Origin of the sequence: Oceanobacillus timonensis, assembly GCF_900166635.1 — a bacterium.
Taxonomy (GTDB): Bacteria; Bacillota; Bacilli; order Bacillales; family Amphibacillaceae; genus Oceanobacillus; species Oceanobacillus timonensis.
The window spans coordinates 3,143,078-3,156,289 of sequence record NZ_LT800497.1; the positions used below are offsets into that span (position 1 = coordinate 3,143,078).

At 38.6% G+C, this 13,212-nt stretch carries 8 protein-coding genes; 2 read left to right on the forward strand and 6 right to left on the reverse strand.

Features of this window, described 5'->3' with window-relative positions:
• Window positions 1-79: 79 nt before the first annotated feature.
• Complete coding sequence (locus tag B7E05_RS15395) at window positions 80-3,190, reverse strand: DEAD/DEAH box helicase (protein ID WP_080875038.1); 3,111 nt, start codon at window positions 3,188-3,190, stop codon at window positions 80-82.
• 243 nt (window positions 3,191-3,433) lie between these two features.
• Here B7E05_RS15395 and B7E05_RS15400 point away from each other — a divergent pair, with 243 nt between their 5' ends.
• Window positions 3,434-5,005, forward strand: coding sequence for a peptide chain release factor 3 (locus B7E05_RS15400; RefSeq protein ID WP_080875039.1), 1,572 nt, complete (start codon window positions 3,434-3,436; stop codon window positions 5,003-5,005).
• 355 nt (window positions 5,006-5,360) lie between these two features.
• Complete coding sequence (locus tag B7E05_RS15405) at window positions 5,361-5,966, forward strand: rhomboid family intramembrane serine protease (RefSeq protein WP_080875040.1); 606 nt, start codon at window positions 5,361-5,363, stop codon at window positions 5,964-5,966.
• A 263-nt stretch (window positions 5,967-6,229) separates the two neighbouring features.
• On the opposite strand, the gene helD is transcribed toward B7E05_RS15405, so the two are convergent.
• The 5 genes from helD to B7E05_RS15430 all read right to left on the reverse strand — a co-directional run bounded on the left by helD (window position 6,230) and on the right by B7E05_RS15430 (window position 13,183).
• Window positions 6,230-8,539: an RNA polymerase recycling motor HelD gene (helD, locus tag B7E05_RS15410; RefSeq protein ID WP_080875041.1), complete on the reverse strand. Its 2,310-nt coding sequence runs from the start codon at window positions 8,537-8,539 to the stop codon at window positions 6,230-6,232.
• 294 nt (window positions 8,540-8,833) lie between these two features.
• The gene (locus B7E05_RS15415) at window positions 8,834-10,003 is read right to left on the reverse strand and encodes a M24 family metallopeptidase (protein WP_080875042.1); all 1,170 of its coding nucleotides are present in this window, start codon (window positions 10,001-10,003) and stop codon (window positions 8,834-8,836) included.
• Window positions 10,004-10,183: 180 nt separating this feature from the next.
• Entirely contained in the window at window positions 10,184-11,245 is a 1,062-nt protein-coding gene (gene dctP, locus B7E05_RS15420) for a TRAP transporter substrate-binding protein DctP (protein WP_143833241.1), read from the reverse strand.
• An 88-nt stretch (window positions 11,246-11,333) separates the two neighbouring features.
• Complete coding sequence (locus B7E05_RS15425) at window positions 11,334-12,626, reverse strand: TRAP transporter large permease (RefSeq protein WP_080875044.1); 1,293 nt, start codon at window positions 12,624-12,626, stop codon at window positions 11,334-11,336.
• A gap of 62 nt (window positions 12,627-12,688) precedes the next feature.
• On the reverse strand, window positions 12,689-13,183 hold the full coding sequence (locus B7E05_RS15430) for a TRAP transporter small permease (protein ID WP_179134553.1): 495 nt from the start codon (window positions 13,181-13,183) through the stop codon (window positions 12,689-12,691).
• Between the last annotated feature and the right edge of the window lie 29 nt (window positions 13,184-13,212).

Consider the following 13,212-nt stretch of genomic DNA (forward strand, 5'->3'; position numbering starts at 1 on the left):
ATCATGTATTCAGCAAAACGTCAAGCTTGTAATACACAAAAGGAGAAGATGGCGTATCTCCTTTTATGCAGGAAAAGCCTTAATCCAGCGCCCCCTGTAATAAATGCACGACATCTTCATCTGTGAGCTGATTATTCCACAAATCTTTGGTTTGTATCATTTCCCCAATCAGTTGTCTCTTTTTCTGCTGCAGCTCATACATTTTGTCTTCAATGGTTCCCTCTGCCAGCATACGGATGACAGTAACATCCTCAGTCTGACCAATCCGGTGTGCCCGGTCAATCGCCTGGTCCTCTACGGCCGGATTCCACCATGTATCATATAAAACAACCGTATCCGCACCTACTAAATTTAGTCCAGTTCCGCCTGCTTTCAGGGATATAAGACAAATATCATTTTTCCCCTGATTAAATGAGCGGCAGATTTGTAACCGTTCCTCTGCCGGAGTTTGTCCATCCAAATAGAAATAGGAAATGTCTTCTATTCTTAATTCCTCACCAATACGCTGCAGCATTTGCGTAAACTGGGAAAAAATCAACATGCGTTTCCCGGAGCGTTTAGCGTCCTTCACAATGTCCATTAATCGTTTGCGTTTGGCTGATTCGCCTTGATAATCGCGGACAAATAGTCCCGGATCGCAACAAATTTGCCTTAATCTTGTCAATCCGGCCAGTATCCGGATCCGGTTTTTACGAATGGTCTCTTGATCCAGGTGTTTCCATTTCGGATGCTTTAATTTAGACAAATAGGAGATATAAAGTTGTTTTTGCTCTTCCGTTAACGGCACTCGTTCAATATATTCTGTTTTTGCCGGCATATCTTGCAGCACATCTTTTTTCTCTCTCCGCAGCATAAATGGGTGCACTCTTCGTAACACCTGCTGATTAGTAAGCTCTGCAAAATCCTTTAAGCCGCCAAGTAATTCCGGAAAGACAACATGAAAAACGGACCATAAATCCTCTATTTTATTTTCTAATGGCGTTCCTGTTAATGCAAACTGATAATCGGCAGTTAATTTCTTTACTGTACGAAATACCTGCGTTGCCGGATTTTTAAAGGTTTGCGCCTCATCAAAAATAATCGTTTGAAAAGCAACCTTCTTCTTCAACCAATCGATTTCATTTTTCAACACCCCATAAGAAATAATCCATACATCGCATGCTTGCCATATTTTCTTTTTCTGGTTTCTTTCCTTGACTGTCCCTTCCATAATCCCAACAGAAAAAGACGGGGCAAACCATTCCCATTCTTGCTTCCATTGGTGACATAACGACGTCGGACAGACGATAAGAATTGGTGTTTTTCCCTCTGTCTGCTGCCGATGTTTTGTTATACAAAAAGCAATAGCCTGCACGGTTTTCCCTAGTCCCATTTCATCTGCTAATACACCGCCCAGACCAGCTTCAGCTACCGCCAACATCCAGCAGACACCATCCTGTTGATATGGTTTTAACACAGACTCCATCTCCGCTGCGATTGGATATTTCTCCTTGGCCGGCATTTGAATCTCATGAATCATTTTCTTTGCGGCCGTTCCATCTGCTATATAACCGTTATCTTCCATTCGGTTGGCAAAAGACAACCCATCCTTCAGCGATAATTCAATTTCCTCCAGCATTTCAGAGGGCGTCATAGACACAGAGAGCAGATCCTTTTCCAATTCTTTGATTTCCTCTGTTTCTAACGTGAGAAAAGAGCCGTCCTTCAAACGATAATACGGTCGTTTTTCTTCCATCGCTTCCAAAATCTGCCGAACTTCTTCTTCCCAAAACCCTTTTATCTGAAAGGAAAAAGAAAGCCAATTTGTTCTGTCCCGTTTATGTTTGACACGGATCGTCGGCTGAAAACGCTTCTTGCTGATTTGGTTACGCACCGCATTGGTAACAAAAACATCCGCCATCTGATACAATGCAGGTAACTGATGGTATAAAAAATCATATTCCAGCTGCTCATTTTGCAGGATAAAACTGCCCTCAGCATTCACAAAACCGCTTTTTTCCAAAAAAGCAACGATTTCTGCTTCCTGCTCTCTGTCCCTGCGGACCATCGTTGTTTTTTCAAATGGGGTTATCTTTTTATCTCCATATTGAAATTCCACCCCGGCTAAAAGCCGATTATGAACACGATCGATATAAATACTTGCTTTGAGCGGCTGGTGTAAGTCTTTTAGCATGCCAGTGGTATCTTCTACTTCCCCAACACGTTCTAAAAGTGCTGAAATAGAAACCATCTGTTCTCTGCTGATATCAATGGTTTGCGCTTGGCCTTTCCATAATTGTTCACATAATGTTATCAGCTTTTTTTCTTCTTCCGTCAATAAATACAACGATCCATTCTGATAAATCAACTGATAGGGCATTAAGAAAATCGTCTCACTTCTTTCTTGAAAGGTAATCGAATAAGAAGCTCCGGATTGATCGATTCGAAACGAAAATGGCGGCAATGCATCATAAAAGTATAATGGCTGCTTATGATACGCAGATGTTTCCATATAGAGAGAAACAAATGCGCTTGTAGACAGCCACTTTTCCATGCGTTCCCAAGCTGTTGCCGGTACAGGAAGCCAGCTTGTATATTCTGTAAAATCCGCTCCAATCATTTGCTGATCCTTATAAATATGAATCAGCTGTTCTAACACTTGATTACTGTCATCTTCAAAATAAAAGGCACCTGCATCGTATATATCATCCTTAACCGAAAAACGTGTACCATCCTTCAATGCTTCCAAAAACACAGTGATGTCATCCATCCATGTCCCGTTTATTTCCACAGCCATTTGCATTGCTTTCCGCCCTTGTTCCGCTGGTATGTGCAGATAAAATTGCACCGGAATGGCCTGCCTTGTTTCAAAGTAGCCGCGATGCCGATATTCTCTATCTGCTTTTCCTGTTAACGCCTGGTTATTAGTTTCCGGTTCTCCCGTTTCATGGATACTGATTAAAACCGCAGCAATATGTTGACAGTCCAAATGATAAGAACCAAGTTTCGGACAGCTGCATGCAGCACTCTCTATTTTATTATTCCGATATGTCAGCGTAATATGAAAATCATCTGTTGATCTTACTGTTCCAATTATCTGCTGGTCCAAAAAAGTGATTTGCACGTTTCCTTTTTCCCACAGACGTTCTCCATATTTATACGATAATTCGCCGCATCGTTCTTTGATTTCCTGTCTGGATATCCATCCCATTTTTTCGCACGACCTTTTCTTTCATTTCTCATACTGCCATTGTTTTATTTCAGCTTATACACCATTTTCATTTCACGAAAGAGGTGCATTTGTAGTATGATATAACTGTTGTCTATTATAATGCAAGAACGCATGAACATCTAATAAACAAATGCGGATTTTAAACATAGTTCCTGATTCCATAATAAACTTACTGGATCGTTTATTCATCGTGAATCAGTCTATTATAGAAAGGATTTCACCATGTCAATTCAAGAAGAAGTACAGACAAGAAAAACATTTGCGATTATCTCGCACCCCGATGCCGGGAAAACAACCATGACGGAGAAGTTACTATTATATGGTAATCTTATTCGTTCTGCCGGAACCGTAAAAGGAAAAAAATCTGGCAAATTCGCTACATCTGACTGGATGGAAATCGAGAAGCAGCGCGGGATTTCCGTGACATCCAGCGTGATGAACTTTCAATATGAAGGGTTTCATATCAATATTTTAGACACGCCAGGGCACGAAGATTTCAGTGAGGATACGTATCGGACCCTGACCGCTGTAGACAGTGTGGTAATGATTATTGATTCAACGAAAGGGATTGAAGCACAAACAATCAAGCTATTCAAAGTTTGTCGTATGCGCGGTATTCCTATCTTTACGTTTATGAATAAATTGGACCGTGAAGGAAAAGAGCCGCTTGCTTTATTGGAAGAACTGGAAGAAGTATTGGAGATTGATACGTACCCAATGAACTGGCCTGCTGGTATGGGCAAAGGCTTCCTCGGCATTTTTGACCGGGAGAATGAGCAATTTGTACAGCACCATCCAGGTGAAGAAGAAAGTTATATCCCTTATACGGATTTAGAAAATCATCCGGAATTAACGGAAAGCGCAACGTACCAAGATGCGATGAATGAACTCGAATTAGTAGCAGAAGCTGGAAATACGTATTCTGAAGAGGCTATCTTAAACGGTGAATTAACCCCCGTTTTCTTCGGAAGCGCCCTTTCGCCTTTCGGTGTGCAAACCTTTTTTGATTCTTTTATCCGCTTAGCGCCAAGTCCGACACCACGTAAGTCGACGAAAGGTGCCGTGAAACCGGAAGAAGAAGATTTTTCGGGCTTTATCTTTAAAATTCAGGCTAATATGAACCCTGCTCACCGAGACCGGATTGCCTTTTTACGTGTTTGTTCGGGAAAATTCACCCGCGGCATGAGTGTCACACTGGCCCGGACCGGAAAAGAATTAAAGCTGGCGCAATCACAGCAGATGATTGCCTCTTCCAGGGAAACACTCGAAGAAGCCTATGCCGGCGATATTATTGGTATTTATGATCCAAATGCTTATCAAATTGGAGATACCCTGCTTACCGGCAAAGAAAAATATGAATTTGATGAATTGCCGCAGTTCCCGCCAGAAATCTTCAAAAAAGTAATGGCGAAAAATGCCCTGAAGTCGAAACAATTTCGTAAAGGGATTGAACAGCTTGTTCAGGAAGGCGCTATTCAGTTGTTCCGGGATTATTTAACAGATTCCTTTATTTTAGGCGCTGTCGGAGAACTCCAATATCAGGTGTTCACGTATCGCATGGAGAATGAGTACAACGCCGAGGTAACCATGGAACCTATCGGAGAACGTATACCCAGATGGCTGAAGCCGGAACAGGCAGACCCTTCCCTATTTGATTCCGGGAACTTACTGGCCCGCGACCGTTATGATCAGCCGCTTGTACTGTTCCGAAATGAATTTGCATTAAACTGGTTTAAGGACAAAAATCCGGATGTTGAGTTGATTGACCTTTTTGAAACGAATGATTTTCAATAAAAGCAGAGACTGTTTCACAATCAGGTGATTCATTGTGAAACAGTCTCTTTTCTTTAAAATGAAAACTACAAATACAAAACCGTTTTTGATAAAATAACAGCAAACATTCATTACAAGAATCTCAGTATAATGATATATTTCCCAAATGGATAGAATCACCTTTATTAGGTTGTTAATTTTTTGAGAAATTACCAAAAATATAATCGGAATATTCCGATTATATAGACAAAATGCTATTTAATGATTATATTTTTATTAATGTATACGTGAAATAGTAATTACTGCATCTAATATCACACCTTTTATTAGCATTAAAACAAAGTTATTTAAAACAAAAGGTAAGGGATTGTATATAATGATCTTCATTAGAAGTGAAAGTTTTAAAGAATTTTTATCAAAGTATCCAATAACCTCATTTATTGTCTTATTAAATACGCTTGCATTCATATACACATCCCTTATCGGTGGTTTATTAGATGGGGAAGTATCCAATAGATTAGGTGGAATATCACTGGAATATATACATCAAAACGAATATTACCGTATGTTAAGCTATGCATTTTTACATGTTTCATTTGCGCATTTCGCTTTTAATATGGTAGCAATTATTATTCTAAACCCGCCTATTGAGAAAAGTGTAGGGAAACTCAAATATGTCATATTATTCTTTTTTACTATTATTGGCAGTGCAATAGCAATTATAATAATGAGTAGCGGCCCTGTTGTTGGCGCTTCAGGATTTGGTTATGGTATTTTTGGGCTATACCTGTCTATTATCTGTTTCAAGAAAAAGCTGATAGATAAACAATCAAGGTCTGCTTTATTAGTTTTTATTACTATTGGCTTTTTACTAACTTTTTTTGCTAAAGGTGTTAGTGTAGCTTCACACTTTGGTGGTTTTATTTCCGGTATCATTATCGGTATCGTTTTTATCTTGACAAATAGCATTAAAAAAATGTAAAAAATAGTTTCAATGCTGAATAAAATACTAAAAATCGTACTGTTAAAATATCTGAAGTAGCTTTAATTGTCATGGGGTAATTAGTACATCTATGCTGTATAGACTTCAGTAAAAGTCATTGAAATTGATAAAAATTAAACTGAATATTAATAATAGCAAAAAGAAGAAGATATAAATTCCATATCCTCTTCTTTCTGCTGTTCATCTTTTCCATTTCGTTCTTTGATCAGGAAGATAATAATTACACATTTACTTCCTTCCACTCACCGTTCCACAATCGTCGCATACCTATATTTCTCTTTAGGAACATCGCTCAGGAACGGCGACATCTCTGCTGTATAAAACACGGTTAAATCATGCATCGCACGGGTGCATGCTGTATAAAGCAAATATTTATCTGCTGGATGCGAGTACACTTCACTGGAAGCATCCGCAAGAATCACCGCATCAAATTCAATTCCTTTCGCCAAATAAATCGGAACGATGACAACACCTTTTTGATATGTTTTGGTGTTTTCATTAATCTGTTTAACATCTATTTCTTTGTTCAGCTGCTGATATATCTTACGACAGGCATCGGCTGTTTTCGCTATAATAGCAATCGTTTCATGCCCTGCCTGCTGCTTCTCCTCTATTTTATGAAGCAAGGCATCTTTTTCAGAAATAGACTTTGTCAGACGGATAACCTCTGGAAGCGGACCACTGCGTTCAAAGGCTTCTATCGGTTGATCACTTGGCGAAAAATAAGCTGTGAAATCGGCAATTGGCTTTGTAGAACGATAGCTTTTCGTTAATACAATCCGCTCAACACTTTCTTCCAACGAGACATTTTCTTGAATAGGGTTCTCCTTGGACGCATAGGAATAAATGGCCTGGTTTACATCCCCAAGCAATGTAAAGCTGGCAAAAGGATAAAGATGCCGTAAATAAGCAAATTGAAAAGGCGTATAATCCTGCGCTTCATCTATGACAATTAAATGAACAGGACGGGTGACTTCATGCCCTATTATTTCCCCTTTGAAAAAGTTATAAGCCGTAGCCAGTTCCCATGGAAGCTGTTTTTTCCGGAGCAATTTAATAGCGTTCAGTTTATACTCCTGAACAGCACCACTGCCATTCAATTCCGCTATCAGATCCATATACATTTTAAACGTATTGACGAAACGGTTTTGACGTATCATGTTTTGCAAAGGGGCAAATGCTTTTCGGATAATTTTCTCTCTCAATACCTTTTCTTCATCCTGTATACTGCTTTCTCCCTGTTCTTGTTCTGCTTCATGATAAGCTTTCGCATAATCATCTTTACTTAACAGCTGCATCTGATCGAGAACCCAGTCTTTTTCCATTTCTTCTTTCTGAAATGCACGGACACGCTGCAAGAGCCATTTTCTGACCTGTTCCATTTTATTGGGAAGCCGCATGTCTTTTTCTAAAGACGCAAAATAAGCTTCAATCTCTGTCTTATCGATAAGCAATTCATTCCGAAAACGGATGGAACGGAAAGTAAGATTGGATTGATTTATTTTCTCTAAATGCCACTTTATTTCATCCATAAAAGTAACACTGGAGAAATGCTGAATTGCTTCCATCTGTGCTTGCTGCTCATTCTCCTCGAGACGCATCAGTTTTTCGATTTGTTCAAAAGGTGTATCTACATGCAATGCATTGTCCATACCATTTACCACAAATTGATGGAACGTCTGCTGGTTCACAGGCTCCTCTCCCAATTCAGGCAGAACATTGGATACATAACTTGTAAACAAATCATTCGGTGATAATAATAATACCTGGTTCGCGGTTAGATTAGTCCGGTGATGATATAGTAAATACGCAATCCGCTGCAATGCTGCTGATGTTTTTCCGCTTCCAGCCGCTCCTTGTACAACAAGTATTTTACTGCCGCGGTGACGGATCACTGCATTTTGTTCCTGCTGAATCGTCGAAACGATCGATTTCATTTGCGTATCAGCTGCCTCGCTTAGACTTTCCTGAAGCATCTCATCAATAATGGTAACCGATGTATCAAAAATGCCTTTCATCTTCCCATTACGAATCATATATTGACGTTTTAACCGCATGTCACCTTGAACGGTTTCTTCCTCTGTCCGATATTCCACCGGACCAGGAGCATAATCATAATAGATACTCGAAATCGGAGCACGCCAATCATAAATCAAAAAGTCTCTATCTTCTTCATCCATTAAAGAGGAAGTTCCAATATAAATTTTTTCGATATCTTCACTGCCCTCTTCCTGGAAATCAACTCTTCCGAAATAAGGCTGATTTTTTAACCGCTCCAACTGTTTCATTCGCTGATAATTCTTTCCATAATGGCGTTCTTTTTGCGCAAGAATATTGGATTGCTGCTTAATACTTTCTTGCGTCTCAATAATGTCGTCCATTTCATCCATATTGACCGTAATATCATCCCAGAATGTTTTACGTAATTCAACGACATCTTCTTTCACCTTGGAGGATTGTTCCTTCAAAGCATTTTGTTTCTCATCAATTATATTTAAAACCTTCTCCAGTCGCTGATATTCAAATTCATGACTATTACTTTGCTTATCCATCAACTTCCTCCTTAACCCCAAAAAAATATATTGACAACCTCATTATTAAAGTGTATAATTATACTGCATATATTTATATTGTTAATCATCTCTTTAACTTTTATATTTTACCATTATTGACCCAATTAATCAATACATACATTAATGTAAAAAGCTTGCTAAACATCTTTAGCAAGCTCTTTTATTCGTTAAAAATCTTCCTAAGATTGAAGAATGAAGAAAGTACACTCAAAGATTCCTTTCCTTATACCTTGCTGTTAAAATTGATCATTTCAATAAGGAAAATGTTTCCTATTAATTAATAAATAACTTTCGTTCCACATTCGCGAGCACCTCTACCCCGTTTTCAGTAACACGAAATGTTTCACTTATTTCTATCCCGTAAGTATCCATCCAAATTCCAGGAATCATATGAAAAACCATGTTTGGTTGTAACACCGTTTGATCTCCAGATCGCAGACTTGCTGTGTGCTCTCCCCAATCCGGCGGATAATTTAGTCCGGTCGAATAACCCAGCCGTGACTCTTTTTCAAAGCCTCTTTTTTCAATCGACCTTTTCCATGCCAGTTCTACTTCTTCACATGTAACGCCAGGTTTAATAACATCAAGCGCCGCTTCTATCCCTTCTATCGTTACATCTGCTAATTCTTCCATTTCAGAAGTCGGTTTACCTATTACTAGAGTTCTTGCAAGCGGAGAATGGTAACGTTTATGGCACCCGGCCAGTTCTAAAACAACAGGATCGCCCTCTTTATAAACTTCATCTGTCCACGTTAAGTGGCATGCAGATGTTTTTTCGCCTGAAGGTAATAACGGAACAATCGACGTATAATCACCGCCAAATTCTTCTGTTCCTGAAATTTGTTTATGGAAAATGTCTGCCACGACGTCACATTCTCTCACGCCGGCTTTAATTCGCTCAATTCCTTTGTACATTGTTTCTGTCACAATTGTCGCAGCTCGTTTAATATACTCTATTTCTTGTTTAGACTTAATAATCCGAATCCAATTTACAAGTGTTGTTCCATCTACAAAAGTAGCGTCAGGAAGCTGCTGCGTAAGTTGGAGATAATTTCTCGCAGTAAAATAGTATGCATCAAATTCGGCTGCAATCGTCTTATTGGATTGGCCCTTTTCTTTTAAAATGCCGGCTACAAAGTCCATTGGATGTTTTTCTGTGGATTGAACATGATCATCTGAATAAGGAAGAATATTATCCGCACTTAACCACGTAGTGATTTTGGCTGCACTGGCGTCAATTCCCCGCCCTGCCCAAATGGGTTCTGTTTCTTGATCTATAATGATTAGCAATTGATGTACATAAAATGACCATGCATTAAACCCAGTCAAATAACTGATATTTGCCGGATCTGTGATTAACAAAACATTTATTCCCTGCTTTTCCATGCTTTGCTTTGTTTTTTTCAATCTTGTTTGATATTCTGTTTTCGCAAAGTTTAACATATTATCAGTCCCTTCTAAAATTCCAATGAAGATTTTTATCATTTTCTATTTCACAGAAGTACTAAAAACAAAATCAAATCACGAAAAAAGAAGCCCAATTCAAATGGTGCAGTCAATGAGATTAGACTCCTTATCAAAGTGTGAAAAAAATATAATTTTCAATTATTTTTCAATATAGATTTATTCTGCCAACTCCGTTTCAGCTTCTTTTATTTCTTTTTCAAGCAATTCAATCATTTCTTTTGCGTCATCACTTTCTTCCTTATATGCCTCACGAATCGGTAATGATACCTCTTTGAATGCTTCTCTTTGCTCAGATGTCAGCTCCATAATTTCGATATCATCTTCCTCCGCTACTTCAAGTGCTTTTTCTGCTTCCTCATCCTGCATATCAAAAGACCAATCGTTCACTTCATGGATAGCTTCCTGAATAACCTGTTGGTCTTCTTCCGGTAAGCCTTCAAAAAATGCTTGATTCGAAACGGTTGCCGTTGTATAAATATGATGTTTCGTATCCATTAAATAATCTTGCACTTCCAGGAAATTACCGTTGACAATATAAAACAGCGGATTTTCTTGTCCGTCGATGCCATTTGTTTGCAGCATTGTATATATCTCACCAGAATCCGTTGTTGTCGGAGTAGCTCCCATCAGTTCATATGACTTTATAATTAAGTTTGTTGGCATGGTTCTCATCTTAACTCCATTCATATCATCAGGAGCAGTAATTGCTTGATTAGCAGACCAATACATAAATCCTTCCAGCCAGAAATGAAAAGGGATGATACCGATTTCTTCATATTTATTTGCGAGTAAACCATTTAATGCTTCACTTTCCTTTAATACTTTTTTATTGACCTCTAAGTTATCAGAAAATAAAAAGGGAATAGACATAATTTGAGATTCAGGTATCACATCTCCAGAGAAACCAGGGGATGTAATTGCTAGATCGATGGCACCAGTTTGTAAGGAATGTAAGATGTCAATACTTGTTCCAAGTGTACCTCCTGTATACACATCCACTTTTATTCTTCCATTTGTTTTTTCCTCGATGACTTCTTTAAACTTATTGGCATATAAGTCCTGCACGTCTCCCTGGCCTTCTTCATGGGCAAATTTTAATGTCATTTCTTCACCGCCCGAACTTGCTTCACTACGCATTCCGTCCTTGTTGCATGCCGCTAAAATACTAAACGTTATAACGATGAAAAAAAGCAAATAGAATCTCTTTTTCCTACCCAAATTACTTCCCCTCCCTTTGACGTATTCCTTTTATCATCAAAACTGAGATACCTCTCAAAAAAAACATCACCATATGTAAATAAGGTAATCATGAACCTCCTTCCGATAAGCCTAAAATATTTTGGTAAATCATAATAATTTCCGGAAAACAAATCAGTAATAGGTTGGTCACCATAAAGATAATAATATACGGAATGACGCCTTTAACTACTTCTAAATAAGGTTTTTTAAATATAGCACAAGCGGTAAATATATTAACCCCGAATGGAGGCGTTACTGTACCAAGTGTTGCTTGCATCGTAATTAAGATTCCAATGGCTACAGGGTGAATCCCTGCCGTCACAGCAATTGGAAAAAAGATAGGTGTCAATATTGCTATGGCTACCAATGAATCGACAAACATACAAGATACTAAGAAAAACAACGACATAATGAGTAGTATTTCCAGTTGAGAAGGGTTGGAACTCAATACGGTTTCTGTTAACATTTGCGGAACTCTTAAATAAGAAATAATCCAAGAAAAAACGCCGCCAACTGCTAGTAAAATAAATACAATACTCGTTACAATTCCAGTTGATACAGCAATTCGGTACATATCTTTCCATTGAATAGATCGGTAAATAACGCGTTCTAAAAGAGCTGCATAAAGCACGGAAAACGCAGCCGCTTCTGTCGGACTAAACATCCCGGTATAAATGCCTCCCAAAATTAATATCGGGAACCCAAATGTTAAAATGGCGCTTTTGAAAGAAGACCAGCGCTGTCTCCAAGATGCTTTAGGCTCAACCGGGATGTCCTTTTTGATGGCAATAAAGAACTCCCATAAAGAAAAACTCAAAAAGATGATGAAACCCGGAATAATTCCGGCGATGAACAAATCACCTACCGATGTTCCTGTGAGCATGCCATAATAAATCATGACGATACTTGGCGGTATTAAAATGGCAATGCCTGCGGAGTTAATAATTAAGCCCGTGATATGCGAGTCTTTATATCCATATTCTAAAGCTCTTTTTCGCATTGGCTTTCCAATGGCAGCAATCGTGGCCTGTGAAGAACCAGATACGGATCCGAACATCGTACTTGTTGCTGCTGCAACAATGCCCGTTCCTCCACGGATATGCCCGAACATATCCTTAACAAAATCTAATAACCGATTCGCTGTTTTCCCTTCAACAAGGATATCTGCTGCAAATATAAACATTGGTATAGCCAGTAATACATACGATTCAATACTGCTTGTCATCACCTGGCCAAACATAGCCATATCGATATTCGGCGTAAAAAACAGCATCAATAATAAAGTAGGCACGAGCAGAACAATCATAATGGGGAAATTTAAAAATAACATAATAAATAATAAGATGATAATAAGCCACATGGTTCTCTATACCCCCGTTCTCCGTTATTGTTCCTTTTCAAAAGTATTTCAGCATCTCTTCGTTATACACTATCTTGAACGTTTTCTTTCATCCGTTTCCCAAAATTAACAAAATAACGGATACTCGCTAAGAAGAAACCGATTGGAACAAACATCATGGTGAGATACAAGGGTATTCTTAAAATAGTCGATACTTGACCTAATGTATATAAATGTTGAATATACTTCATACCTAAATACGTGCAAAAAACCAATACAAGAGCAGATATCAAATTAATGAATATTCCCAAAATTCTTTGTGCCTTTTCAGACATTAAATCATAAAACCCGGACATCTCGATATGCATCCCTTTCCGCGCAGCATAACCGAGCCCCATGAATGTAAGTATAATAATTCCCACCTTCCCCAATTCTTCCGTGAATGGCCAACTTTTGCTAAAAAAATAACGACTTATGGTATTACCTACTAACATCAAACTAATGGAGATGATTGTAATACTTAATATTCCCGCCTCTATCTTCTCCCAAATCTCATCAATCCTGCGTAAAATACGCATCATCATGCCTCCTTCCCTTGTATACGCTT

Coding starts and splice junctions, on each gene's coding strand:
- B7E05_RS15395 (WP_080875038.1), bottom strand. CDS start 3,190: ATGGGATGGATATCCAGACAGGAAATCAAAGAACGATGCGGCGAATTA.
- B7E05_RS15400 (WP_080875039.1), top strand. CDS start 3,434: ATGTCAATTCAAGAAGAAGTACAGACAAGAAAAACATTTGCGATTATC.
- B7E05_RS15405 (WP_080875040.1), top strand. CDS start 5,361: ATGATCTTCATTAGAAGTGAAAGTTTTAAAGAATTTTTATCAAAGTAT.
- helD (WP_080875041.1), bottom strand. CDS start 8,539: ATGGATAAGCAAAGTAATAGTCATGAATTTGAATATCAGCGACTGGAG.
- B7E05_RS15415 (WP_080875042.1), bottom strand. CDS start 10,003: ATGTTAAACTTTGCGAAAACAGAATATCAAACAAGATTGAAAAAAACA.
- B7E05_RS15425 (WP_080875044.1), bottom strand. CDS start 12,626: ATGTGGCTTATTATCATCTTATTATTTATTATGTTATTTTTAAATTTC.
- B7E05_RS15430 (WP_179134553.1), bottom strand. CDS start 13,183: ATGCGTATTTTACGCAGGATTGATGAGATTTGGGAGAAGATAGAGGCG.